Below are 25,670 nucleotides of genomic sequence, written 5' to 3'. Positions count from 1 at the left end.
GCGCGTCGTTTCACTCATCAAAACCGGCAATTCAAGCCGCTTTTCGGGCAAAACCACCCCAAATGATGAGCCAAACGACGCCGGCGCGAGTCACAGGGGGTAGCTAGAAGATCATCGGGGCGTCATCGTCCAACGCGGTCTGCGCATCCAGATCGACAACAACCGGCACGTGGTCGCTCGGCCCCTCGCCGCGGCGCTCGTCACGCTCGATCGACGCGCCCAACACCAACTCATCAAACTCGGGCGTGCCCAGAATGAAGTCGATGCGCATCCCCTCGTTCTTCGGGAACCGCAGCTGCTGGTAGTCCCAGTACGTGTACCCCGGAATATCGCGGCTGCGCGCGGCATCGATGAACCCGTCGTCGAGAAACGCGTTGAACGCGGCGCGCTCGGGCGCGGTTACGTGCGTGCGTCCGGCAAAGAAGTCGATGTCCCAGACGTCAGTGTCGAGCGGCGCAATGTTGAAGTCGCCCATGATCGCGAGCGGCTCACCGAAGTGGCTGCGGCGGCGGTCACGCAGGTGCTCGCGCAGCGCGGCCAGCCAAGCCAGCTTGTATTCATAGTGCGGATGCTCGATCTCGCGTCCGTTGGGAACGTACAGCGAGTAGAGGCGCACGCCCTCGATCGTGGCCGCGAGCGCGCGGGCCTCGAGCGGTAGCGAACCGTCAGCGGCGGGCTTGCCGAACCCGGGCATTCCCGCGAACCCCTCTTCGACGTCGTCAATGGGCAGGCGCGAGGCGAACGCGACGCCGTTCCACTGGTTGACGCCGTGCGCGATGACTTCGTAGCCCGCCTGCTCAAATTCTTCGTAAGGGAACTGCTCGGGCTTGCACTTGATCTCCTGCATTGCCAGCACGTCGATGTCGGCACGCTGCAAGAAGTCGACGACGCGGTGCTTGCGGGTGCGGATGGAGTTCACGTTCCAGGTGGCAATACGCATAGCAACTACGGTAGCGGGGTGCGGTGACCGATCGCGGGCGAAGCGCGGCACGCATCCGCGACGCGCCGGCCATTTGCGACCCCTAAATTTTGCGCCCACTCAGATGACTCCGACGCGCCGTATGATTGCAGGGTGACTACCGCGCGCGCAGAACTCATTCAGCTCATTTCCGACGAAGCCGTTTTCCACGGAGACTTCACGCTCACCAGTGGCAAGAAGGCCACGTACTACATCGACCTGCGCAAGTTGTCGCTCGACCACCGCGCAGCTCCACTGATCGGCGAGGTGCTGCTCGAGCTTGTTGATGAGTTCGGCGAGATTGCCGCTGTTGGTGGCCTGACGATGGGCGCCGACCCGCTCGCGAACGCCGTGATGCACACCGCCGTGGCCAAGGGCCGCGCGATGGATGCATTCGTCGTGCGCAAGGAGCCAAAGGACCACGGCCGCGGCCGCCAGGTCGAGGGTCCCGATGTGGCCGGCAAGCGTGTGGTTGTGCTTGAGGACACGTCGACCACGGGCGGTTCGCCGCTGAAGGCGATCGAGGCGCTCGAGAAGGTTGGCGCCGAAGTCGTGGCCGTGTGCACGATCGTTGACCGCGCCACCGGTGCCGGTGAGCGCATCGAAGAAGCTGGCTACCCGTACCGCTACGCGATCAGCCTCGACGACCTCGGGCTGCAGGCGCAGTAGCTCGCGTTATTCGCCAGCCACTGAGATTTTCGAGTCGCAGCCATGTCCGAGTCGCAACAGGTTCCCAAGGGTGCGGATGCGACCGGTACCGCTGATTCTGCCGGTTCGGCTCCCGAACAGGGTCGCTCACGTCGGCGGGATGCGGCTGGCTCGATGCGCTGGTGGCTGGTTGCGAGCGCACTGCTCATTGCCGGTGTTGTTGTCGGCCTAATTTGGGCGCCGTTCGGGCGAAACCAGCTCGGTGCGACGCCGTCGCCGTCACCAACCCCGCCACAGGACGTGTTTGCATTACCTGCCGGTAGCTGCATCCGCGAATTGCCGAGCGCGTGGGAGTTCGAGTTCTCGCTGGTTGATTGTGCGGATGCGCATGAGGGCCTGGTGCTCGGTGCTGTCGCCGTGGATTCGGCAGTGCCAGCAGCGCTGATGCCGGAGCCGTTGGTGCCAGCGCCGACGGTGCCTGTCGCGACCGGCTCGGTTGCATCAGAACCAGCGACGAAATCTGCCACACCGGTCGCAACCGACACATCGCCCGTGTGGCCGGGTGACGATCTGCTGTCGCAGTACGCGATGCTCGCCTGCGAGCAGTCCGAGCGCTGGCAGGATGCGGTCGATAACGGTTACGAGGTGCTCGTACGTTGGCCGCTTGCTGCTGATTGGGATGCGGGTGCACGCGACTTTCTGTGCCTCGCGAAACTGCCTACCGCATCCGCGACACCTGGCGTTTCGCCGAGCCCGACGGCGTAGGCGCTCGTGAGCGGCACGCGGAGGACCCGCTAGCAGCCGACTTCGAGGGCGGCGTCGACGAGGTCGAAGGCGGTCATCATGCGCGGGTCGTTCATATAGTCAAGCGGTGACGCGTTCCAGAACACGGTGACCTGGCGCAGTCCATCGGCGCTGGTCATCGTCAGCGCGCGGTACCCAAGCCCCGAACCGAGGTGCCCGTAAACCATTCCCGCCTGACCGATCTGAATGTGGTCAAGCCCGTCATGTTCGACCAAACTGCCCGACCCCTTTTCGGGCACTGTCGGCAGCGTCGTGGTGCCCGGGTGCGTCGCGAAATCGTTCTCGTCTCGGTTCGCGTCCTGTTCCGCATTCACGTCATCGCTATCGACCGCTTTCGCCGCTGCGGTCGCGTCTTCGCTTCCGGATGCACCCACACCGGTCGCGATCGGCGCTTCGACCGGCATCAAGATGTCATGACTTGCCGCACATTTCGCACCGCGACCCTGAACGCCCAAACCGTAGCCTTCGCCGTTAAGTCGCAGCATGTATCCGAGCAATTCCGGCGACAGGAGCTTGCCAGTCATCAGGCCACGCATGAACGTGTTGACATCGCTCACCGTCGACACCACACCACCAGCGCCCGTCCATAGCGAGGTGTCTTGCTCGCTCACGTCGACCGAGAGCCCGCCGTCAATCCAGTAGCCGTGCAGGTATGGTTCGGGCATGGCCGGGCCGTCGGGGATGCTCGTTTCCTTGAGTTCCAGCGGTTCGGTGATGCGTTCGCGCAAGACTTCAGCCACCGGCTGTTTGGTGATCTTTTCGACCAGCATCGTCAGCACCACATAGTTCGTATTCGAATAGTGGAACGCCTCACCGGGTTCATCCAGCCACGGATTCTTCATGGCCAAATCGACAATTTCCTCGGCCGACTTGCCCGACTTCAAGGTGTCGGGCACCGCGAGCGGATCGCCAGCTGCGAGTGTCTCGACAAAATCTGGCATGCCCGACGTGTGGTCAAGCAATTGCTCGATCGTGACGTCGCGACCGTCAGCGATGCCGGGCAAATACTTCTCGATCCGGTCATCGAGCCTGAACTCACCCGCATCCACGAGTTGCAACACGATCGTCGCCAGCATTGGTTTCGTGAGTGACGCGATGCGCGCATGGTCAGTGGCCTGGGCCGGTGCATCGCTGCGCACCGAACGCACGCCCTCGGCATGCGTCCACACCTCGTCGCCGTCACGCACCTCGACCAAGACGGCCGGAGCACCTTCATCCACCATTTGCTGCATCAACTGCTGCAGGTCTTCGGTTTCGAAACTGGCCGTTGCCGTCGGACGCAGCGGCAGTGCCGTCGGCCCCGGCTGCGCACCACCCGCGCATCCGCTCAATACCCCAATGCACAGCAATGCGGTCGCCGCGATGAGGCGACGACCCGAAAACGACGCAAGGTGTGGAAGGGAACGCACATCGGAATAATTCCACGCGCGGATGAGTTCCAAGTGAACGGAATGCATTTTGGTTCGTTCCCTGGCAGCAGCCGGGCAGACACCAAGATCGAGTAACGAAACCGAAGGAAGTCACGTTGGAAACTCGCAACGCCGTCACCGCATCCGTTCACGAACTCGTAGCGAACCGCTGGAGCCCGCGTGGCTTCGATGCCACGCACGAACTCAACGACGCCGAGCTTGCCTCGATCCTTGAGGCCGCACGCTGGACGCCTTCGGCATCGAACACGCAGCCGTGGGCGTTCATCGTTGGTCGCCGGGGCGGCGAGGTGTTCGACAAGATTTTCGCGACGCTCGGCGGGTTCAATCGCGATTGGGCCTGCGCAGTTTCGGCGCTGATCGTGGCCGTAGCCGAGGTCGAGAAGGCCGACGGTACGGCGATGCCGTCGCCGCTGTACGACTTGGGCCAGTCCGCGGCGTGGATGACCGTGCAGGCCGAGTCGATGGGACTGAACGTGCACCAGATGCTCGGGTTTGATGCGGATGCGGTTGCTGCCGCATTCGAGGTTCCGTCGGGTCTGCGTCCCTACACCGTGATTGCGATTGGCAAGCACAGCGACGATGTGGATGCGTCGATTCGCGAGCGCGATGCCGCGCCGCGCGGGCGTGCCGAGCTGCGCGTGCTCGCGCAGGACTAACCCGCCAAAGCAGGCCACAACCGGCCGACGCGGACACAGTTGAGGCCTACTTTGCACAGTATTGCGGCACGCAATCGTGCAAAGTAGGCCTCAACTTGTTCTGGGGCGGGATGCGGGGCGCTGGCGCGGGGCGCTGGGGTGGATGCGCAGCGCCGGGTATGCGGGGCGCTAGCGCACGGCCTCGACCTTCAGCGCATCCCCGTCAAGCACAACGCGAACGGTGTCGCCATCGTGCACGTTGCCAGCGAGCAGCTCGCGAGCCAGACGGTCGTCGATCTCGCGCTGCATCAGGCGACGCAGCGGCCGCGCACCGTAAACGGGGTCGTAACCCTGCACTGCCAACCACTGGCGCGCATCCTCGCTCACCTCGATCGTCAGGCGCTTGTCGGCCAATCGCGATTCGAGCGTGCGCAGGTTGAAGCCCACGATCGATGCCAGCTGCTCAGCGCTCAGCGCATCGAACATCACGATCTCGTCGAGACGGTTCAAAAACTCCGGCTTGAACGCCTGCCGAACCGCGCCCATCACGGCCTCGCGCTGCGCATCCTTTGACAACTCACCATCAATCAAGAACTGCGAACCGAGGTTCGACGTCAGAATCAGGATGGTGTTGCGGAAGTCGACCGTGCGGCCCTGGCCGTCGGTCAGGCGGCCGTCATCGAGCACCTGCAGCAGCACATCAAACACCTCGGGGTGCGCCTTCTCGACCTCGTCGAACAGCACCACCGAGTACGGGCGTCGCCGCACCGCTTCGGTGAGCTGGCCGCCCTGCTCGTAGCCGACGTATCCCGGAGGGGCACCGACGAGTCGCGCTACCGAGTGCTTCTCGCCGTACTCCGACATGTCGATGCGCACGATCGCACGCTCGTCATCAAAGAGCAGCTCCGCGAGCGCCTTCGCCAACTCGGTCTTACCGACACCCGTGGGGCCGAGGAACAAGAACGAACCGGTGGGCTTGCTCGGGTCAGAAACCCCGGCACGCGAACGACGGATCGCATCCGAAACCGCCGTCACCGCCGCATCCTGCCCGACGACCCGCTGGTGCAGTTCGTCTTCGAGGTTGAGCAGTTTTTCGCGCTCGGATTGCAGCAGCTTGCCAACCGGAATACCGGTCCAGGCAGCTACGACGCCCGCGATGTCTTCGTCGGTGACGTGGTCGTTCACCATGCGATCGGCGGTTTCGTCGCTGTTCTCGGCCTGCGCGAGGTCGCGTTCGAGCTGGGGAATCTCACCGTAGAGGATGCGGCTGGCCGCTTCGAGATTGCCCTGGCGCTGTTCGTTCTCGGCACGCATGCGCGCGTCGTCAAGCTTGGTCTTGATGTCACCGACGCGGTTGAGGTTCGCGCGTTCATCGTCCCAACGAGCCTTGAGCGCGTCGAGCTTCGTCTGCTCGGCGGCCATCGTCTCGCGCAGCGCGGCGAGGCGCTCCTTCGAGGCGTCGTCGTGCTCCTTCTTGAGCGCGAGCTCTTCGAGCTTCATGCGGTCGATCTGGCGGCTGAGCGTGTCGAGCTCAACCGGCGACGAGTCGATCTCCATGCGCAGGCGCGACGCGGCTTCGTCGATGAGGTCGATGGCCTTGTCGGGCAGCTGACGCGACGGGATGTAGCGGTTCGAGAGGGATGCAGCGGCAACGAGGGCAGCGTCGCTGATCGCGACCTTGTGGTGCGCTTCGTAGCGCTCCTTGAGGCCGCGCAGGATCGCGACAGTGTCTTCGACCGACGGCTCCCCCACGTAGACCTGCTGGAAGCGGCGTTCGAGGGCGGAGTCTGTTTCGATGAACTCGCGGTACTCGTCGAGCGTCGTGGCACCGATGAGTCGGAGCTCACCGCGCGCGAGCATGGGCTTGAGCATGTTCGATGCCGAGACGCTGGATTCGCCGCCACCGGCGCCCATGAGCGTGTGCAGTTCGTCGATGAAGGTGATGACACGACCTTCGCTCTGCACGATCTCGTCGAGCACGGCCTTCATGCGCTCTTCGAAGTCACCGCGGTACTTGGCACCCGCGAGGATCGCCGAGATGTCGAGCGAAATGAGTTCCTTGTTCTTGAGCGACTCGGGAACGTCACCGGCGACGATACGGCGCGCGAGGCCTTCGACGACGGCGGTCTTACCGACGCCGGGTTCACCGATGAGTACGGGGTTGTTCTTGGTGCGGCGCGTGAGGACTTGGCTGACGCGGCGAATTTCGGCATCGCGGCCGATGACCGGGTCGAGTTTTCCAGACCGAGCAATCTCGGTGAGGTTGACGCCAAAGCGCTCGAGCGCTGATTGCGCCTGCTCGTCGGGAGCCGGCGCGCCTTGCATATTGGCCATTGTTGGTCTCCTGTTCGCTGGCCTGGGATGTGGATGGTTCGTCTTCGGGTCGTGAACCGTACGATTTTCAACCTTGAGCCGAGTTGACTCAAGTTTACAATTTTTCCCAGGTCATGCAAGGATTAATTTCCCAGGTTGGCGGATACGAATTTTGCCCCTGCCACCGCACGGAGCAGCCAGGGGCAAATACGGGTGACCGAAACCCGGGCCTCGCTAACCGGCGTAGCGGGTGGCAGCCTCGGAGACGCGCACGGCGTACTCGGTCGGCGAGTTGTACGCCGACACCGCGGCCAGCCAGTTTTCGGACACCGTCAGATCACCGCCAACCGAACACAAGTACTCCCCCGCCGCGAGCGCCGCATCGTCAATGTGCTGTGGATCGCGCACACCATCGCCATTGCCGTCGGCACCGTATTCGCGCCAGGTTTGAGGAGTGAACTGCATCGGCCCTACCGCTCGATCCAGCGCCGGGTCGTCATCGAGCTCGCCGCCATCGGTGTCGGCAATGTAGTCAACGCCGTTCCCATTCAGCGGTACACCAACGATGCGCGGCTTCACCTGTCCACCCGAAGTCACGTGCCCGCCCTGCAGCGTGCCATGATGCGACTCCACCTCGCCGATCGCAGCAAGCGTGTTCCAACCGATGCCGCATCCGGGATTCGTGGCTTCAAGACGAATCGCCGCGCCCGCATAGGCGCGCATCGCGCGTTCGGGAATCCCGTGCGCCTGCGACACCTCGCGCACCCACTTCGGGTCGGGCAGCGCAGCGATCCGCGGTTTCGATGCATCCGCATCCTTGTCGAGCGCATCCGTAGCGTCACCGGGGGTACCGGATGCACCGGGTTCCGCATCCGTGTCGGTACCGTCGGTATCGCCCGCTGCCGGAACCGCGGTGGCCTGTTGCGCGGCAGCCGTGTCAGCACCGGGTTCGCCGACGAGCGCCGCGAGCCCGGCAGGTACCCGCACGATTCCTGCGGCAACGAGGGCACCGCATCCGGTTGCAATCAGCCCAAACACCAGTAGCGCGACCAGCACGAACGGCGGGCGCGTGGGTGCGGGGGCGCCGCCGAGCAGCGTTGCCGAATCCGCGCGGGATGCAGCGGCGCGGGATGCACGCTCGTTACTGTGCAAAGCTCACCCCAAATCTCGCGCCGGTACAGCTTTGCGGCCGAAATTGCACGGTATGGACACCCGTAAGTGTGCAAAGTAGGCCACAACGCGCAAATAGAATCACGCGGGATGCGGCGGCGTGGGATGCGGCCGTGTGGGATGCGGCCGTGTGGGATGCAGCGGCGCGGGATGCACGCTCGTTACTGTGCAAAGCTCACCCCAAATCTCGCGTCGGTACAGCGTTGCGGCCGACATTGCACGGAATCAACGCCCGTAAGTGTGCAAAGTAGGCCACAACGCGCAGATGGAATCACGCGGGATGCGGCGGCGCGGGGTGCGGCCTTGTGGGATGCGGCCGTGTGGGATGCGGCCGTGTGGGATGCAGCGGCACGGGATGCACGCTCGTTACTGTGCAAAGCTCACCCCAAGTTTCGCGTCGATGCAGCGTTGCGGCCGACATTGCACGGTATGGACACCCGTAAGTGTGCAAAGTAGGCCACAACGCGCAGATGGAATCACGCGGGATGCGGCGGCACGGGATGCACGCCCGCTAGTCAACACCAGGTCCACCAATGCCAGCTTCGGCAGCCGCCGCGAGCGCACCCATCCGACGCACGTACCACCAGGCCAGGCCGCCAACGCCACCGAGCACGGCGACCGAACCACCACCGATCAACCCGCCAACGAGCATCGCCTGCTCATCTGCAGCAGCCGCATCCGCATCCGCCGCATTCGCGCCGGTACCCACCACAGTCACACCGTTCTCGGTGGCCTGCTTGGGCTTCTTCTTGCCGTTGTGCTCGGCGCGTGCCTGCTCGGCGGCTTTCGCCTCGGCTTCGGCAACGTCCGTGCGTACGTTCGCTGCCGCAGCAGCCGCATCCGCCGACGCCGCAACGTCGCACAGCGCGTTGCCGAGCGGCACATCGCCCACCTGGAAAACGTAGGTGTGCGCCGCGGTCTGCCTCGAATCACCGGTCGCAGGGTTGGTGACCGTCGCCGAAACGCGCAGCTTGTAGATGCCTGCTTGCGCAAATACCCACTGGGCGTGCACGTGCGCGGGCTTCGGCACGTGAATGCTGCCGGGCAGCTGCGTGCGGCCGCCGTCGAGCAGCGGTTGTGCGCTACCGAAGTTGGCGATCGTGTAGACGTGCACGGCGCCGGGGCCGTCAACCGATTCGATGTGGATGCGGGTGTCGGTGTACCCGCTCGTCGCGGTACCGTTCGTGTCCCATCCCGGCCAAATCAGGTTCGAGTCCTGCGTCACCGGCAGCACGAATCCGCCTGGTGCGCCGGGGAAACCGCCAGGAATAGCCATTTTCGCCGAGGGCTTGACGCGAAGCAGCACGTCTTCGGCCTCGTGCACGACATGCGATCCGGTCACGTCCTCTTTGAGCTGCAGCACGGCGCCGCGGCTCGAGGCCGAGACGTTGAACGCGTCGATGTGGCCGGTTTCGAGCACGAGTCCGGGTGCGCAGCTGCGGGCAGCTTCGGCGCGCGGAGGTCCCGCAACACCGCTGCCACCGTTCGCATCGCCCTTACCGCTGCCCGAGCCCGAGCCGCCACCCGGGTGCACGAAGTCGTCGCCACCCTTGGCCGTGACCTTCACGCGGTCCCACCCAACGAGCGCGCCGTCTTCGGACTTCACCGCCAGGCGAACCTGGCCAGCCTTGCCGGGCGCGGTCGCAGTCACGAAGCCGTCAAACGACACCTGCTGCCAGCCGCCCCACTTCGGGGCACCGTCGCCGTGCCACCACACCGAAACCCAGCCACCGGCGAGCTTGCCGTCGCGCACATTCGCGACCACGGGCATCCCGCCCACAACTTGGTCTGACGTCACGGTCACGCCCTGGCCTTCGGGCTGCGCCCCGATCTGCGCGTCGGTGAGCGGTTTGGTGTCGGATGCACTCGGTTTCGGTGCGACGTCGCCGGTCACGGTAATCGGCAGCGCGTTACGGTCGGCAATCGCGACCGCGGCAAACTCGTCGTTGTAGGTGGGCACGAACCGCGCGATGATGCGGTGCGCACCGGGTGCGAGGCCCGTAGTTTCGAGGTTGGCGCGACCGTTCTTGACCACGGAGTGGCCGAGCACCTGGCCGGTACTGATGTCGACGTACTCAACGGCACCGCGTGCGTTTGCGGGCTGCACCTTGGTAGTGAGCTGCAGGGGTTCGCCGGCCTTGAGCGTGCCGGTGTTGGCCGAGACGTCGATGGCAGTCTCGGTGGTCAGGGTGTCGAACGGGCCGATGTGGAAGTTGTAGGTCTGTTCGTCGGATACGGTCTTGCCGCCAATAACGGTGCTGCCGCGGAAGGTGAGTGCATAGCGGCCGGGCTTCGAGAACGCCCAGAACGCGTGCGTGTGCTGGCGCATCCCCATCGACCATGCCGGCAGTTTCTCGCTCGACGAGAACAGGCGGTTGAACGAACCGAATCCGCTCGAGGTAAAGATCTCGACGCGACCGGGGCCGTCGGTGCGAACGAGTTCGAGCGACACCTTGCCGTTTTCGGATGCCGCAACGAGCGGGTCGTGTTCGGTGCTGAATCCGGGCCAGAGCACGTCTTGCTGCTGGGTTTCGGTGGCGATCCAAGCGTTGCTGTCGTAGCCCCTGAGGAACGGCACATTCGTTGGCGTTGACTGCTTCGCACCGTTACCGAGGTGGAAGACCGTGCGGTCGGCATTGATGCGCTGCCCGGTGACGCCATTCAGATCGGCCTTCGAGCCGAGCACGAATTTGCCGTCGTCAACGAACGACGAGACAGTGTCGGAGTGGCCCGAGGTGAGCGCGGTGCGTGTGATGGTCCCGGGCGCCGGGGTATTGAGTTCGGCGGCGTGCGCCGTGATACCGCCAGGGATGACGACAAACGCGAGGCTCAGGATGAACGCGAGCAGCGCAGCGATACCGGTGCGGGTGGCAGGCATCGAGCGCCGGTGCCCCACGGCTCGGCCGGTAGGCGCGACATGACTGGTAGGCGCGGCATGGCTGGCAGGCGCGGTCTGAGTGCGGTTCGTGAACACGAGGTGGTCCCTAACTAGTTCGAGGTAGTCGCTGGGGTGCGAGGTGCGTTGAGGGTTTCGGTACGGGTTTCGGCAGTTGCAGCAGTCGCGGCGCCGAGCAGTGCTTCGTCTTCGGGCTGGATGCGGCCGGCACGCCAGCGCGCAATGGCACCGTGGCGTGGGGCGAGCACCCAAGCGAGCACGAAGGCTGCGGTGGCGACGAGCACGATGGTGCCGCCAGTGGGCAGGTCGAGTGACCACGAGAGGTACAGACCGACGAGGGCACTGCATCCACCGATAACCGGGGCAATCACCATCATTCGGCCGAGCGAGTCGGTGAGCAGGCGCGCGGCGGCAGCCGGGGTGACCAGCAGCGCGAGCACGAGCACGTTGCCGATGGTCTGCACCGAGATCACGACGGCAACGGCGACCGCAACGTAGAGCACGAGGTCGAGCGCCATGACCGGAAGGCCCGATGCGCGCGCCATTTCGCGGTCGAGCGTGGCCGCGACGAGCTCTTTGTGCAGTACAAAGAGCACCAGCAGCAAGATGATGCCGGTGACGATGACGGTCACGAGGTCTTCATCGGGAATACCGACGATGGTGCCGAACAGGAACTGCTGCAGCGACCCCGCGTATCCGGGCGAAAAACTGATGATGACGATGCCGAGCGCGAAGGCGCCGACGAAGAATACGCCGATCACGCCGTCTTCTTTCAGGCGACGGTTCTGCGAAAGCAGCGCGATGAGCACGGCGGTGAGGACACCGGCGATCGCACCGCCGAGCACGAGGTTGCCCTGAATCACAAAGGCGACGGCAAGCCCTGGGAACACCGCGTGAGCGACGGCATCGCCGATAAACGCCATGCCGCGCAGCACCACGTAGGTGCCGATGACGCCGCACACCACCGACGAACACAGCGCGATAATCAGCGCTTTCGACAGGAATGCGAGGTCGGGGTTGAGCAGGTCGTGAATGAAGTCGATGGGCGAAATCATGCGTGCACCTGGGCTTCTACTTGAGTCGTGCGGCTGGCTACGGCCGACGGGGCTGCGGCCAGATGGGATGCGGATTCGGCACCGGATGCATCCGGCGCGACCGCGGGCATGCCCAGCGCGTACAGCAACGGGTTCTGTCGCGTGATCGCGAATGTCCGCATCCACAGCTCGGGTTGTCGCAGCTGGTCGGGGGTACCGTCGGCGATGACCGTGCGGTTGAGCAGGCACAATCGCTGGCACAGGTGCATGGCACCGGCGAGGTCGTGCGTGGTCATCACCACGGCCTGCCCCTCGGCGGTGAGCGAGACGAACAGCTCGCTCAGCAGTTCTTGTGTGGGCATGTCGAGGCCGGTGAACGGTTCGTCGAGCAGCAGCACGCTCGGTTCGAGGGCGAGCGCGCGGGCAACGAGCACCCGCTGGCGCTGGCCGCCCGAAAGCTCGCCTACCGGGCGGCTGGCGAGATGGGCCATGCCGACGCGTTCGAGCGCATCGGCGACGAGCTCATAGTCGTGCGCTTTCGGGCGACGCAGCCAACCGATGTTGCGCGCACGTGCGTTCAGCACCGCATCCTCAACCGAAATCGGGAAGTCCCACACAAACTCGTGACGCTGCGGCACGTAGCCGGGGCGGCCGCCTTCGCAGCGCACAGTGCCGCATTCGGGGCGGATCAACCCGAGCGTTGACCGCAGCAGCGTGGTTTTTCCGGCCCCGTTCGGCCCGATAAGGCCAACGAGTTCGCCGCTATGCACCTGCAGGTTCACGCCCTGCAGCACTCGGCGACCGCCGAGCTGCACCGTCAGGTTGTCGACGTCGAGCGCGGGCGTCATTTGCCCTCCTCGGTTTCGTCGGCCGAGGTGGCATCGGCCGAGGTGACGTCGGCCGAGGTGACGTCGGTTGCTCGTTCGGCTGCGGATGCGGGTTCAGCGTCGGCTGCGTCGGTTTCGGCTGCGTCGACCGCAGTACCAACCCCGCCACCCTGCGCCGCCTTCGCTGCTCGCGCCGCACGCACGCGCTTCTTCATCCGCGCATTCGCGCTCGCCATCACCACGACCGCGATCAGCAGCACCGCGCCGAGCGCAGCGGCAATGATCCAGACGTAGCCGGGAACCCCCGACTCGGCCGCGCGCGAACTGTCGCCCGCCGCCGCATCCTGACCGACCGCATCCGCGCCAGCACCCGTACCGGCCTGCGAACCAGCCGCATCCGCCGACCCATCGCTGAGCGGTGTCGCATCAAACGCAGCCTGCGGGTCGGTCTCGTTACCAACCGCAAAGCGCAGCGTGTCGCGCGCGGTGACCTTGGTACCGTCGCGCAGATCGGCCGAGAATTCGAGCTCGACCAGGTAAATGCCCGGCTTGCTGAACACCCAATTCGCGTGGGTGTGGGTGTTGAGCTCGATCCACGTCGACTGCGGCATGGCCTCATTCGTCGTGTAGAGCAGATCGGGCGCACCAAAGTTTCCGCTCTGCAGGAACACGTTCAGTGAGCCGGGGCCCTCGAAACCGGTCATCGACATGGTCACACCCATGTCGACCTGCTCGAGCACGTTGGGCTCCTGTGTATTCCAACCCGTCCAGATGACGTTTTCTTTCTGCGTCTGCGGCACCACGTACACCTCAGTGCCCGCGGCCTCGCCCATGAATGCGTAGTTGTCGTCATCGGGCACGGTGAGCTTCGAATCGTCGTTCACCTGAATCGCAACATCGGCGGGCATGCGCCAGTAGCGTGGCACGGTGGTGTCGTCGTGAATCTGCACCGCCCACTCGCCGGTGTTGAGTGTCGGACCAAAGTCGATGTGCCCCGCATCGAGCACCACCTGATCGGTGGCCTGCTGCTGGTTCGGGTCGATGACCTGGTTGAGGCCGCCATTGTTGTGGTCGGCGGGCGGGGTTTCTTCGGCGATTGCCGCCGGTGCGCCCAGCGCGGTCGTTACCGCGAGCGCGGCAGTACCAAAAATTCCCAATGCACGGCGGGCAATGCGGTTGTGGATGCGCACCCTCGGTGTCCTTTCATCTCGCGTCTTCGGCGGTCTTGGTAGTTGTGCTGCTTGGTGGGTTCGTTGCATGGTGTGGAGGTCGTCGCGGCGCATTAGGCACCGCCCAGGCAGTCGCGCATCGACCGCACGTTGAACTCCATGAGTTCGATGTACGAGTCGACGTCGCGGGTAAACGCATCGCTCAAGATTTCACACACGCGGATGCCTTCGGTTTCGGCAATTTGCGTCAGTTCGTTCGAGCGCGTGGCCAGGTTGGGTTCGAGGAACACGGCCGGAACCTTGAGGTTGCGGATGGTTTCGGTGAGCCGGCGGCGATCGGCGAGGCTCGCTTCAACGGCCGGGTTCGGCGAGATGAATCCGGCGATGTCCATGTCGTAGGCCGAGGCGAAGTACCCGAACGAGTCGTGCGTGGTGATGAGCGTTCGATTCGCCTTGGGGATCTCGTCGATCGTGGCCTTGATTTCCTGATCGAGCGCATCCAATTCGTCGAGGTAGCTCGCCGCGTTGCGCGTGTAGTCGCCGGCGTGGGCGGGGTCGGCGTCGATGAGCTGGTCGCGGATGATCTGCACGTACGCCTTGGCGTTGTGCACGTCGTGCCAGAGGTGCGGGTCAATTTCGCCGTGCACGTGCTTGCCGAGCACGGCCTGCGCCAGTTGGTAGACCTTGTCGCCGGGGTTGCCGAGAAAGCGGTAGTGGGGATCGCCCGGGATTTCGTGCAGGGCGGTGTTCGGAATGCTCACGACCACGTCGTCGAGGTCGTAGTAGTCGCGACCGGTCGTATCGCTGCGCTTGCCCGCATCCCGATCGCGCAGCACGTGCAGGCGGTTGCCCGCGAGGTCGACGGTAACGTCAGCGTGCCCCGAATCGAGTACGACCGCATCCTCGCGCCCCTTGACGCTGTGCGGGTTGACGCCCACCGCAAAGACGAGGGTTCCGGATGCGACGTCGCGGGCTTGCGGATTCTGCGGGTCGCGTAGGCGCGCGCCGAGGTCGAGTTCGTAGATGCCCGGTTCACTGAACGCCCAGCTGAGATGCGTGTGGGCGTCGGGTGGCAGCGAGACGGTGTCTTCGACGTCGCCGCGCAGCCCGTCGGTGGAGTTGAAGTACTGGTCGATGTCGCCGAAGCTACCGGTGAGATAGGCGTGCATATTGCCGGGGCCGGTCATGCCGCGGGCGGTGAGTTCGACGCTAGCTGAGCGATTGACGCCCGCTTCGGCACCACCTTCGGCACGGAATCCAAGCCAGACCGTGTCGAGCGATGCGTCTTCGACCAGCGGGATGATGTTGGCCGCGTACTTCACGGCCTCTTCGGCGAGTGCGATGTTCGCGGAGCTCGCCGGGAGGTTGGCGTCGATGGCGCTGATGAGGCGCTGCTCTTCGAGCATGAGGTAGTTGGTGAACGCGATGTCGGCGTAGACGATGTCGCGAACGTTGCGCAGGCTCGGTTCATAGGAGTGTGGGTCGCCACCTTCGGGAACGAGCGAGGTGACGGCGACGTGTTCACCACCGACCTGCTGCACGAAGTCGGCCACGATGCCGGTGGTGGTGACCACGCGTACCCGGCCGTCGTCGACGCTTGGGAGCGGTTGCTGGGTGCAACCGCTGGTGGCGAGCGCGGCCACGATGGCGGCGGCTGCCAGGCGAAGGCGGGTTCGGCGGGTCACTAGTGGCTTTCGGTATGTGGGGTGGGTCAATTCGTTTTGTTGTTCTGACAGTTGGCACACGAGTTCGCGCTATTCGCGGGCGCCGAGCAACCGTGAAGCTACCCGGCGCCCGCAATTGCGGGGTGCTATCTGGCTGTCGCGGTCTTAGTCGTCCACCTGTGCGCGGCGTCCTACGAGCGCGATGCCGAGGGCGGCAGTCACGATTGCGGCGATGGCAATCGCGCCCATGGTGGTGACGTCGGCGCCGGTTTCGGCGAGCGTGCCATCCTTGCTAGCGCTGGCGTCAGCGGTCGTGCCGGTGCCGTTCGCAGCATTCGCGTTGTTGGCGGATGCACCGCTCGCGGCATCCTGGCGGCTGTCGGCAGGTGCGCCAGCGTTTCCGCCGTCACCATCGGTGCTGGTTACCGGGGCGTTGCCCGCGTTGTCGGCGTCGTCCGAGGATGCGGATGCGCTCGGACCGTTGCCTTCCGGTGCGCCAGTGTCGTCGCCCGGGTTGTCAGTGGGCTCGGTCGTTGGTTCTGGAGTCGCCTCGTCAGTTGGCTCCGGGGTCGGCTCATCGGTCGGTTCCGGCGTTGCCTCGTCAGTTGGTTCTGGTGTCGGCTCCGGCGTCGGCTCAGTCGTCGGCTCGTCGGTCGGTTCCGGCTGCGGTTCCGCAACCTTGATGACAACCTCGTTCGAGACCACTTCGATCGGTGCGCTGGTTGCAAAGTCCTTGCCGCCGGTGGTGACGGCGCGGTACTTGTCGCCTTCTGCGGCGGTAACCGTCAGCGTCGAAGCCGCACCAGCATCGCTCGCGCCAGCCGACAACGTGGTGGCATTGCCACCGTCAACCGGCGCCCACTCGTTCGAACCGGCCGCGGCCTTCTGCCACGTGACCTTGTTGAACAGCTGCTCGCCTTCACCCGCGGCGGCGGTCAACGTGACCTGTGCACCCGCGGCTACCGGTGCATCCGCACCCGAAACCGAAACCTCGGTCGGGCGAGGTTCGACCACGAAGGTGTACTTCGCGGTGTTCGAGGTTTCCTTGGCGCTGCCGTCTGCCTTGCTGGCAGTGGCCTGCACAGTGAACGTGTAGGTGCCCGGCTCGGTGAACGCCCAGTTGGCGTGCACGTGTGCGGCCATGTTCTGCACAATGGTGTTTGGCAGCTTGAAGCCGCCGTCCTTCATCACCGACGCGGGGCCGCCGAAGCCGGCCTGCGACCAGAGGTAGACGTCGCCGGGGCCGTCAACCGACTGAATAGCGATCTCGGACTTGAGGTCGCTACCGAACTTCGGCTGCGCCTGCAGGCTGTCCCAGCCCGGCCAGATCAGCGAGTGGTCCTGGTTGATTGGCAGGTAGTAGAAGTCGGTGGGAACACCTTCGGGCAGGCCACCGGGGACGTTCTGCACGTAGGCGTGGTTGCCGACGACGAGCTTGACGTCTTCGGGTGCGTGCGGAACGTGGCTGCCGGTTGCGTCCTCTTTGAGGTTGAGCTTGAGCGCGTTGTTCTCGTCAAGCGTCAGGTTGAACGCATCGATGTGACCGGTTTTAAGGGTGAGGGTGTCAGCCGCCTGCGAAGGATTCGCGGCGAGCAGGGATCCAGCGGCGAGCGCGAGCGAGGCGAGCGCTGCACCGACAGGCCGAAGCAGAGATGCCATCGACGTGCCTTTCTATGACGCGGATGCGTCCGATGGATGCGCGTGAGCAGGCGGCGGCGTGCGGGTGGTTCCGCATCGAGACACAAGCCCACTCGCATGTTGCGAATGATTTCCATTAGCGTACACGACTGGGGGCGCGCTGTTCATCCCTGGAAAACGCATCCACGTTGCTGCCGTTGCTGCCGTTGCGTGCGATGGGAAACGCGAACGGGGCCCGCTCGAATGAGCAGACCCCGTTCTCGAGCGCACGTTGAGTTGCGCGCGGTTACGAACTACGCACGCGACGGCGCACCTGCAGCGGAACCCGCAGCATCCGCATCCGATTGCGCCGCACCGGTGATGCCAGCCGCAGCCGACTCGGAACCCGGCAGCACAATGGCACCGGTCTGCGTGAACTCACGCTGAATGTCCTCGTCGTGCGAGTAGGTCGCGAGGCTCACGATGATCGCAACAACCAGTGCGAGCACAAATGCTGGCAGCAACTCGTACAGTCCCAAAGCGAACGGATCGAACTGCTTCCACAAGAACACGGTGACGGCACCGGTCACCATGCCGGCGATCGCTCCCCAGTTGGTGAGACGACGCCAGAACAGGCTCAGCAGAATCAGCGGACCAAACGCGGCACCAAAGCCGGCCCAGGCGAAGCTCACCAGGCCAAGAATCGTGTCGTCTGGCGAAAGCGCGAGCAGGATCGCGATGACGGCAATCATCAGCACCACTAGGCGACCGAGCCAGGCAAGCTTCTTCTCGGAGACGTTCTTGTCGGCAATGCGGTAGAGATCCTCAACCAGCGCCGAGCTGGTGACGATGAGCTGACTCGAAATCGTACTCATGATGGCGGCAAGCACCGCAGCCAGCACGAAACCGGCAACCAGCGGGTGGAACAGCGCCTGCGACATCGCGAGCACCACGTGCTCGGGGTTGTCGAGCGTCAGGCCCTGCTGCTGGAAGTACGCGATACCGATGAACGCCGCAAAAGTCGTGCCGATCAGCGAAATCACCATCCAGCCAATACCGATACGGCGGCCGGCCTTCGCGTCCTCGTGCGAGCGCAGCGCCATGAAGCGCACGATAATGTGCGGCTGACCGAAGTAGCCAAGACCCCAAGCCAGCGACGAAATGATGGCGATAATCGATGCTGGGTCGCTCAGGCCTTCACCGATGAGCGAGAAGAATGCCGGATCAACCGCCTCAACGGCCGTCTGCACTTCACCCCATCCACCGACCTGGAAAATCGCGACGATCGGCAGCACTACCAGTGCCGCCATGATCAGCATGCCCTGCACCACGTCGGTCAGGGTCGCGCCAAGAAAGCCTCCAAAGAAGGTGTAGAGCAGGGTCGTACCACCCACGAGCAGCATGCCCCAGAGGTACTCACCGCCGAAACTGGCGACAAAGAACTCGCCACCGGCAACCATGCCCGACGAAATGTAGAGCGTAAAGAACACCAGAATGACGACCGCCGACACAATGCGCAGAATGTGCGTACGGTCGCGCAGACGGTTTTCGAAGAAGCTCGGGATGGTGATGGAGTTGTTCGAAACTTCGGTATAGGCACGCAGACGCGGCGCCACGAGTGCCCAGTTGAGGTAGGCGCCCAGCGAAAGGCCAATCGCGATCCAGGCTTCAATGAGACCGGCTGCGTAGATGGCGCCGGGCAGACCCATCAGCAGCCAGGCTGACATGTCGGATGCACCGGCAGAGAGCGCGGCGGCGAACGGCCCGAGCCGTCGCCCACCGAGCATGTAGTCCTCGTGAGATGAATTTTGGCGAGCGGCATAAATTCCGATCGCGAGCATGGCCGCAAAGTAGATACCTACGGCGACAAGCATCATGGCAAGTTCGGGCGACATAGTCGCTCCTCCCGTTGTTGGATGTTCAAAGGCAAATCCGGTGCCCATGCCCAAGCTTCAGGGCCCAAGCATCAGGCGTCCGCGGCCCGCGCAATTTCTCCAGGGTCAGGGCGCGGGCGCGACCGGATTGTGGGTAATAGTGCCGACATTTTCATATCGACTTCACTCACCGCGTCGTTGCGACAAGCGACGACGCAAGCGGAATTTCGTAACGGCGCGGCGTGCCAAACCGGTGCGCCGTGATCGAAACCGCTTGCTCACGCAAGAACGGCAAACATTCAATTCGACCGGCCGTTACGACCTGTCCAGGGTACACAGCCAAAGAAACTGCACCCGAATTCGCTGCCGTTACCAACTGCGCATCCGCCTGTACCAGCCGGATCCGCCCTCCCGCATCCGAGACATTGCGCACTCGCTGCGACCAGGCGTCGTTGCCCTCTACGGCGAGCTGCACGCCCAGTTGCGTACAGAAGTTTGTGACCGCATCCGACACCTTCGCCGCCACGCTGCATGTGATTTCGGCGCCCACCCGGAGGCCCGCGGCGAGCACGCGCAGCAGTTCGACTTCGCGTGTGCCCTCGTAGCGAACCGTGACCGGCACGGCGTGGTATCGGAATGCGTTGTGCTCGTGTTCGAGCGCGGTCTTGTCGTGGACGATGCCGAACTCGGTGCCGAACGCGATGACGTCGGTGCGCACGGCAGCGGCGAGCCAATCTTGGTCGGCGTCGCTGAGGCCGGGCATGGCCTGGCGCAGCGCGTTGGCGAGTTCAGGATGCGTATCTACCGGTGCCAGCGAACGTGCGGCTTTGACGTCGGGTGCCGCAAGTGGTGCATCCTGCCAGTCACCGAAGCCCATCAGGTAGTTTGGGCCACCGGCCTTCGCGCCCGCACCCACGGCGGCCTTCTTCCACCCGCCGAAGGGTTGACGCTGCACAATCGCGCCGGTGATTCCACGGTTGACGTACAGGTTGCCGGCCTCGACCGCATCCAGCCAGTACGCAATTTCGGCTTCGTCGAACGAGTGCAGGCCCGAGGTGAGGCCGTAGTCGATCGCATTGACGTACTCGACGGCTTCCTCAAGAGTCGGCGCGAGCATCACGCCGAGGATCGGCCCGAAGTACTCGGTCAGGTGGTACTCCGAGCCCGGTGCGACGCCCGAGCGCACGCCCGGCCGCCACAGCTTGCCCGAGTCATCGAGCTGCTCGGGGCGAATCATCCACTGCTCCCCCTCGCCAAGCGTCGTCAGTGCCCGAGCGAGCTTGCCTTCCGGTGGCGCGATGATCGGGCCCACCTGCGCACCCTCCTGCCACGGGTAGCCGACGCGCATCGAGCGCACCGCATCCAACAACTGGTTGCGGAACCGCTTCGACTTCGCGACCGATCCAACCAAAATCACCAGTGACGCCGCCGAGCACTTCTGGCCAGCGTGACCGAACGCCGAATGCGCCACATCGCGCGCGGCGAGGTCGAAGTCGGCACTCGGGGTGACGATGATCGCGTTCTTGCCGCTGGTTTCGGCCAAAATTGGCAGGTCAGGGCGGGCTTCGCGGAACTGCTCGGCCGTCTCGTACCCACCGGTCAAGATGACGCGCTCGACATCGGGATGCGCAATCAATTCAGTGCCCAGGCTGCGGTCGCTGAACTGCACGAACTGCAGCACGTCACGCGGCACGCCTGCCTCCCACAGCGCTTCGACCATGACCGCACCCGAACGGCACGAACGGCTGGCGGGCTTGATGATCACCGGCGCGCCCGAGGCGAGGGATGCGAGCGTCGACCCCGCGGGAATCGCGACCGGGAAGTTCCACGGCGGCGTGACCGCAATGCACTTCGCCGGCGTGAACTCGGCACCGTCAATCGCCGCGAGCGCCCGCCCCTGTTCGGCGTAGTAGTGGGCGAAGTCGATGGCCTCGCTGACTTCCGGGTCACCCTGGTCGATCAGCTTGCCAGCCTCGGAGCCCATCACTTCGAGCAGCTCGGCACGACGCGCTTCGAGCATGTCACCGGCGCGGTGCAGGATCTCGGCACGCGCATCCGCACCGAGCGCGCGCCACGCAGGACCCGCATCCACCGACCGTGCAATCACGTCACGCAACTGTTCAGCAGTGTCGATCGTGCCCGCGGCAACGGTCTGCTTGCCGAGCTGCGAGTCGACCATGCGCGTACGAATACCGTTTGCCCACTCGCGGTTCGCAGCGATCGAGGCATCGGAGTCGGGCGTGTTGAGGAATGGCTCGCGCTGCCAGGCTGCCGCGGGTTCGTTGCGGTTCTGGATGCGGTTGGGCGCGGGTGTCTCGCGCGGCATCGACCGCACCGAGGCAAGGAACCGGTCGCGTTCGCGGTTGAACAGTTCGGCTTCGTCGTCGAGCTGGAACACGGCCGACATGAAGTTCTCTTGCGAGGCGCCCTCCTCGAGGCGGCGGATGAGGTAGGCGATGGCGACGTCGAACTCGTCGGGGTGCACGACCGGCGTGTAAAGCAGCAGTGAGCCGGTGTCGGCGCGCACCGCGGCGGCCTGCGAGGTGGCCATGCCGAGCAGCATTTCGAAGTCGGCACCGTCGCCGAGGCCGCGGCGCTGGCTCAGCAGCCACGCGAGCGCGAGGTCGAAGAGGTTGTGCCCGGCCACGCCAATCTGCACGTTCTTGACGTGCTCGGGGCGCAGCGCGTAGTCGAGCACCGCCTTGTACGAGGCATCCGAGGCTTCCTTGCTGTGCCAGGTGGCAAGTGGCCAGCCGGCGATTTCAGCGTCGGCGCGTTCCATTGGCAGGTTGGCGCCCTTCACGACGCGCACGCGGATACGGGCGCCCCCGTTCGCGACGCGTGCCTGCGCCCACTGCTGCAGCTGCTGCATCCGCGCCAGTGCGTCTGGCAAATAGGCCTGCAGCACGATGCCTGCCTCGAACGTCTTAAACTCGGGGCGGTCGAGCAGGCGGGTGAAGACTTCGATAGTGAGGTCGAGGTCCTTGTATTCCTCCATGTCGAGGTTGATGAACTTGGGGGTACGGGCGTCGCGGGCCAGGCGGTAGAGCGGGATGAGTGACTCGATGGCGTGCTCGACGGCCTGGTCGAAGCTCCACGGGTCGTGCGGTGCGACGGTGGACGACACCTTGATGGAGACGTAGTCGACATCGTCACGTTCGAGGAGTCGGCGGGTGCCGTCGACGCGGCGTTCGGCTTCTTGCTGACCGAGGATGGCCTCGCCGAGCAGGTTGATGTTGAGGCGAACGTCGGTGTCACGGCCCTTGATGTCGCGGATTGCCTTGCCGAGCTTGTGGTCGCTGGCGTCGACGATGAGGTGGCGGACCATCGTGCGCAGCACCTTGCGGGCCACCGGCACGACGATGCCGGGGAATGCGGGTGCGAGTGCAGCGCCGAGCTTGAACGCGCTGCGCAGGTGCCACGGCAGGAACGCCGGGACGATGCCCGCCAGCTCGCGCATAGTGCGGGCAGCGACGCGGGGGTCTTCCGGGCGAACGACGCCGTCGACAAAGCCGACGGTGAACTTCAGGCCGTTCGGGTCACTGAGCACGCCCGCCAGTCGCTGCGCAGCCGCGTCGGCGGGGTACTTGCGGCTTTCTGCGAGCCAGTGTTTAACAAGGTCGACAGCTTCGAGCGCGAGGGTGTCGTCGAGGGGTACGACGGTGTTGGTCGTCATTGCGGTCTCCTTGCTGGCTGCAGTTGTGGTTGCGTTGCGTGCCGTGGCGCGGATGCGGTGCGTCACCCAAGCGCCTCGGCGCCGTTGCCGAGGTCGAGGCGCGGGCCTGGAGCCCGACTTGGGTGTACGTTCCGCTTCGTTGCGGGCATTGGGTTCCACTATGTCCGATATCTCATTCAGGCAACAGCGATAAATTAGGAACAATTTCGTTCGGGTTTTCCGAACGATTTCAGGACTGCCAGACGCGCATCCCTCAAGTCACTACGGCGCCGCGTGCTCCGGCTCATCAAAACCCGTCAAATCACCCCCAAACCGCCCCAAACCCAGCAAATTGATGAGTCGCGGCACACCACCAGCGCCAGCCAGCGCCGCACCCCGCCAACCGACACGGGGCCGGTACCAACACACCGACACCGCTCGCCCAACCAGCGCAATCACCCCACCGACTCAACCACCCCGCAACCACGCACCACGTCGTATGACTCATCAAAATCGCTCGTTTCACCCCAAAAAACGACACCCAACACCCAAATTGATGAGCCAAACGACGCCCGCCCCGTCAGCAACGTCACCAAGCACCGCACCACCGCGTGCTCCGGCTCATCAAAACGCGACTTTTCACCCTAAAACCATGCAAAACCCGACAAATTGATGAGCCGCGGCACACCACCGCAGCGCAGGCGAGCATTGCACCCCGCGAACCGACACCGACACCGACACCGACACCGAAGGAGCCACCATGTGGGATTCCCACCGCCTGTACCTCCTGTGCGAGTTCGCGCGCCACGGCACCATCAGTGCCGTCGCGAACGCCCTGCACTTCAGCGTCTCGTCGGTCTCGCAGCAGCTCGCGAAGCTCGAAGACGAAGTGGGCATACCCCTCTTTGAGCGCCAGGGTCGCCTGCTTAAGCTCACGCCAGCCGGACACACGGTCGTGAACCACGGCCACGAAGTGCTGCGACTCGAAGACACGCTGCGCGCGAAGCTCGACGCCGCGCGCCCCGAAATTGCCGGCACCATCCGCATCGCGACCCTCGAAACCGTGGCCAATGCGCTCTTCGGTGACGTGCTCGACCGACTGCACCGCGCGCATCCCCTCCTTCGCGTCGAAGCCGAGGTCATGCAACCCGAGGGCGCAATCACCGATCTCGAGGCCTTTAGCGTCGACATGGTGATCGCCGAGCAGTACCCGGGGCACACTCGCGAGATTCTGCCGGGCATTGCGCGACTGCCGTTGGGTATGGATGCGTTGCGGCTCGCAGTTCCGTCCGGTTCAGGTATCGAGTCGCTCGCAGATGCACACGATGCGGGCTTCGTGCTCGAGCCGCGCGGCTCAGCCACGCGGCAGTGGGTGGTCCAGCAATGCCGGGCGGCCGGGTTCGAGCCCGATGCGCGTTTTGAGTCGGCGAACCTGCACACGCACCTGCAGTTCGTGATTGCGGGACATGCGGTGAGCATCCTGCCCGACCTGATGTTCTTGGAACCGGTCGACGGGGTATCGCTAGTTGATTTGCCCGGGATGCCTCGCCGCGAGTTGGTCTGCATGGTGCGGTCGAGTGCGCAAACGCAGCCGGCGGTGCTGGCGATGCACGAGGCGCTTCGGGATGCGTTGCGCGAGTTGCGTCCGGATTGGCAGGTTGCTGAGGGCTAGGGCGACCGGACTCGGAACCCGGACCCGCCTGCGCGCGTCGAGCCCGCGCATCCACCCGGCACACCATGCCAACGGGCCAAGTTCGAAGCAATTTGATGACACAATCATCGGAACACGCCGGTTAGGTAACGCAAAAGTTAACAGCATCTCAACGTCGAGATACTGTCGCACTTCCGCGCCATCATGCGGAACTCAGCGATTCATTCGTTACCCATTCGCAATCAAGAACCCTTCCAAGTGCTTGAAAGTTAACCTTCCGTTAACCTATACTTAAACCAACGGCACGGAAGCCGCCCCGGTTCAAACCGCATCGGGGAACACAAGAAAAACAATTACTGCTTAGGCAGCCAGGCACTATCTAGGAGGAGCAAATGTCTGAAATCAATGGAAGCATTGCTCGCAATGCTGATGGCTACCGAGTTACGTACTCGCTGGACCTCGACTTCGACCGCGCCAATGTGTGGCACGCGATTACCGATCGCGCGGCCCTCGAAAACTGGCTCGGCACGTTCTCGGCACCGCTCGAACGCGGCAACACTTTCGAGCTCGAGTACCTCAACGACTCTGACTACACCATTAACGGTTACGTAGTCGACTGCACTGCACCGAACTCGCTTGAATACAAGTGGGAGTTCAACGACCAGCCCGAGATGCTCGTGTACTTCACGGTCACCCCGGGAACCCTGCAGGGATCGACCTTGCACTTGACTGTTTCGGGCCTGACGGTTGACAACGCAGTTCGCGTTGCCGCCACCTGGCACGCACAGCTCGAGTTCCTGCGCGACTACCTGACCGAAGGCGAATCGCCGGCATACGCCCTGCGCTTCCGCCGCGACGAGCTCGCACCGGCATACGCCAAGCAGCTCGCGATCTACGAAGAGCGCGTCGCCGCAATGGCCGACGAAGCTTCGCACGCAGGTAACCTGTTCGACAATGCAGCTGAGACGATGAGCGTCATGCGCCAGCACGCGCACCTCGCGTAATCATCTAGCTACACGCTATTAGGTATGGATGCCTCGGGTTTCGACCCGGGGCATCCGTCGTTTTCCCTGTGGCACCGCCCCTGCAGCACACCGGCCTGCAGTGTCGCCCTGCAGTGGCGCCCTTCAGCGCTGCCCTACACCAGCCCACCGCACCCCACCGGTTACTAGGTTGACCAAAGTCGGCCACAACCTAACGCGCCACAGCCAGTTGGGGCCTACTTTGCACAGTACGCAGGCGCCTTACTGTGCAAAGTCGGCCACAACACGGCGGCGGTGGCGGGATGCGGGCGCGGGCGGCGCGGGGCGGGGGCGGGGCGGGAT

The 25,670-nt window shown here is 64.4% G+C and carries 17 protein-coding genes; 5 read left to right on the top strand and 12 right to left on the bottom strand.

Features of this window, described 5'->3' with window-relative positions; translation table 11 throughout:
- Positions 1-103: 103 nt before the first annotated feature.
- Positions 104-940, bottom strand: a complete 837-nt coding sequence (locus ZBI01S_RS08810; RefSeq protein ID WP_066059339.1) for an exodeoxyribonuclease III — start codon at positions 938-940, stop codon at positions 104-106.
- A 132-nt stretch (positions 941-1,072) separates the two neighbouring features.
- Here ZBI01S_RS08810 and pyrE point away from each other — a divergent pair, with 132 nt between their 5' ends.
- Entirely contained in the window at positions 1,073-1,627 is a 555-nt protein-coding gene (gene pyrE, locus ZBI01S_RS08805) for an orotate phosphoribosyltransferase (protein WP_066059336.1), read from the top strand.
- Between the two features lie 42 nt (positions 1,628-1,669).
- Positions 1,670-2,371 carry a hypothetical protein gene (locus ZBI01S_RS08800; protein ID WP_066059334.1) on the top strand — a complete coding sequence of 234 codons (702 nt, stop codon included), beginning with the start codon at positions 1,670-1,672 and terminating at the stop codon, positions 2,369-2,371.
- Positions 2,372-2,400: 29 nt separating this feature from the next.
- Here ZBI01S_RS08800 and ZBI01S_RS08795 read toward each other — a convergent pair whose 3' ends face one another.
- Complete coding sequence (locus ZBI01S_RS08795; RefSeq protein ID WP_159421481.1) at positions 2,401-3,819, bottom strand: serine hydrolase domain-containing protein; 1,419 nt, start codon at positions 3,817-3,819, stop codon at positions 2,401-2,403.
- Positions 3,820-3,935: 116 nt separating this feature from the next.
- Between ZBI01S_RS08795 and ZBI01S_RS08790 the strand changes: the two genes are divergently transcribed.
- A complete protein-coding gene (locus tag ZBI01S_RS08790; protein WP_066059328.1) occupies positions 3,936-4,496 on the top strand; it encodes a nitroreductase family protein in 561 nt (186 codons plus the stop codon).
- Positions 4,497-4,664: 168 nt separating this feature from the next.
- Here ZBI01S_RS08790 and ZBI01S_RS08785 read toward each other — a convergent pair whose 3' ends face one another.
- From ZBI01S_RS08785 to ZBI01S_RS08740, 10 genes are all read right to left on the bottom strand, one after another.
- Positions 4,665-6,809, bottom strand: coding sequence for an ATP-dependent Clp protease ATP-binding subunit (locus ZBI01S_RS08785; RefSeq protein ID WP_083524668.1), 2,145 nt, complete (start codon positions 6,807-6,809; stop codon positions 4,665-4,667).
- A gap of 213 nt (positions 6,810-7,022) precedes the next feature.
- A complete protein-coding gene (locus tag ZBI01S_RS09935) occupies positions 7,023-7,940 on the bottom strand; it encodes a lytic transglycosylase domain-containing protein (protein ID WP_066059325.1) in 918 nt (305 codons plus the stop codon).
- 529 nt (positions 7,941-8,469) lie between these two features.
- Positions 8,470-10,836, bottom strand: a complete 2,367-nt coding sequence (locus ZBI01S_RS08775; protein WP_066059322.1) for a choice-of-anchor M domain-containing protein — start codon at positions 10,834-10,836, stop codon at positions 8,470-8,472.
- A gap of 110 nt (positions 10,837-10,946) precedes the next feature.
- Entirely contained in the window at positions 10,947-11,909 is a 963-nt protein-coding gene (locus ZBI01S_RS08770; protein ID WP_222822387.1) for an anchored repeat-type ABC transporter permease subunit, read from the bottom strand.
- Positions 11,906-12,736: an anchored repeat-type ABC transporter ATP-binding subunit gene (locus tag ZBI01S_RS08765; RefSeq protein ID WP_083524667.1), complete on the bottom strand. Its 831-nt coding sequence runs from the start codon at positions 12,734-12,736 to the stop codon at positions 11,906-11,908. Before ZBI01S_RS08765 ends, ZBI01S_RS08770 begins: the two co-directional genes overlap by 4 nt.
- Positions 12,733-13,905, bottom strand: coding sequence for a TIGR03773 family transporter-associated surface protein (locus ZBI01S_RS08760; protein WP_066059319.1), 1,173 nt, complete (start codon positions 13,903-13,905; stop codon positions 12,733-12,735). Before ZBI01S_RS08760 ends, ZBI01S_RS08765 begins: the two co-directional genes overlap by 4 nt.
- A gap of 92 nt (positions 13,906-13,997) precedes the next feature.
- A complete protein-coding gene (locus tag ZBI01S_RS08755) occupies positions 13,998-15,569 on the bottom strand; it encodes an anchored repeat ABC transporter, substrate-binding protein (protein ID WP_066059316.1) in 1,572 nt (523 codons plus the stop codon).
- Between the two features lie 144 nt (positions 15,570-15,713).
- On the bottom strand, positions 15,714-17,207 hold the full coding sequence (locus tag ZBI01S_RS08750) for a choice-of-anchor M domain-containing protein (protein ID WP_066059313.1): 1,494 nt from the start codon (positions 17,205-17,207) through the stop codon (positions 15,714-15,716).
- Positions 17,208-17,479: 272 nt separating this feature from the next.
- The gene (putP, locus tag ZBI01S_RS08745) at positions 17,480-19,060 is read right to left on the bottom strand and encodes a sodium/proline symporter PutP (protein ID WP_066059311.1); all 1,581 of its coding nucleotides are present in this window, start codon (positions 19,058-19,060) and stop codon (positions 17,480-17,482) included.
- A 166-nt stretch (positions 19,061-19,226) separates the two neighbouring features.
- On the bottom strand, positions 19,227-22,715 hold the full coding sequence (locus tag ZBI01S_RS08740) for a bifunctional proline dehydrogenase/L-glutamate gamma-semialdehyde dehydrogenase (RefSeq protein ID WP_066059342.1): 3,489 nt from the start codon (positions 22,713-22,715) through the stop codon (positions 19,227-19,229).
- Positions 22,716-23,454: 739 nt separating this feature from the next.
- On the opposite strand from ZBI01S_RS08740, the gene ZBI01S_RS08730 reads away from it, so the two are divergent.
- Both ZBI01S_RS08730 and ZBI01S_RS08725 read left to right on the top strand, forming a co-directional pair.
- On the top strand, positions 23,455-24,366 hold the full coding sequence (locus ZBI01S_RS08730; protein WP_066059304.1) for a LysR family transcriptional regulator: 912 nt from the start codon (positions 23,455-23,457) through the stop codon (positions 24,364-24,366).
- A gap of 371 nt (positions 24,367-24,737) precedes the next feature.
- Complete coding sequence (locus tag ZBI01S_RS08725) at positions 24,738-25,349, top strand: SRPBCC domain-containing protein (RefSeq protein ID WP_066059302.1); 612 nt, start codon at positions 24,738-24,740, stop codon at positions 25,347-25,349.
- Positions 25,350-25,670: the final 321 nt, after the last annotated feature.

It is taken from the genome of [Zimmermannella] bifida NBRC 103089 (assembly GCF_001570925.1).
In the GTDB taxonomy this organism is placed as follows: Bacteria; Actinomycetota; Actinomycetes; order Actinomycetales; family Microbacteriaceae; genus Gulosibacter; species Gulosibacter bifidus.
The sequence above is the reverse complement of the archived record's forward strand: the minus strand, read 5'-3'. Positions and strand labels throughout refer to the sequence as shown.

Bases quoted from the DNA above. Each gene is read 5' to 3' on its own strand.
- ZBI01S_RS08810 (WP_066059339.1), bottom strand. From the start codon at position 940: ATGCGTATTGCCACCTGGAACGTGAACTCCATCCGCACCCGCAAGCAC.
- ZBI01S_RS08800 (WP_066059334.1), top strand. From the start codon at position 1,670: ATGTCCGAGTCGCAACAGGTTCCCAAGGGTGCGGATGCGACCGGTACC.
- ZBI01S_RS08785 (WP_083524668.1), bottom strand. From the start codon at position 6,809: ATGGCCAATATGCAAGGCGCGCCGGCTCCCGACGAGCAGGCGCAATCA.
- ZBI01S_RS08775 (WP_066059322.1), bottom strand. From the start codon at position 10,836: ATGCCTGCCACCCGCACCGGTATCGCTGCGCTGCTCGCGTTCATCCTG.
- ZBI01S_RS08770 (WP_222822387.1), bottom strand. From the start codon at position 11,909: ATGATTTCGCCCATCGACTTCATTCACGACCTGCTCAACCCCGACCTC.
- ZBI01S_RS08765 (WP_083524667.1), bottom strand. From the start codon at position 12,736: ATGACGCCCGCGCTCGACGTCGACAACCTGACGGTGCAGCTCGGCGGT.
- ZBI01S_RS08750 (WP_066059313.1), bottom strand. From the start codon at position 17,207: ATGGCATCTCTGCTTCGGCCTGTCGGTGCAGCGCTCGCCTCGCTCGCG.
- putP (WP_066059311.1), bottom strand. From the start codon at position 19,060: ATGTCGCCCGAACTTGCCATGATGCTTGTCGCCGTAGGTATCTACTTT.
- ZBI01S_RS08740 (WP_066059342.1), bottom strand. From the start codon at position 22,715: ATGACGACCAACACCGTCGTACCCCTCGACGACACCCTCGCGCTCGAA.
- ZBI01S_RS08730 (WP_066059304.1), top strand. From the start codon at position 23,455: ATGTGGGATTCCCACCGCCTGTACCTCCTGTGCGAGTTCGCGCGCCAC.
- ZBI01S_RS08725 (WP_066059302.1), top strand. From the start codon at position 24,738: ATGTCTGAAATCAATGGAAGCATTGCTCGCAATGCTGATGGCTACCGA.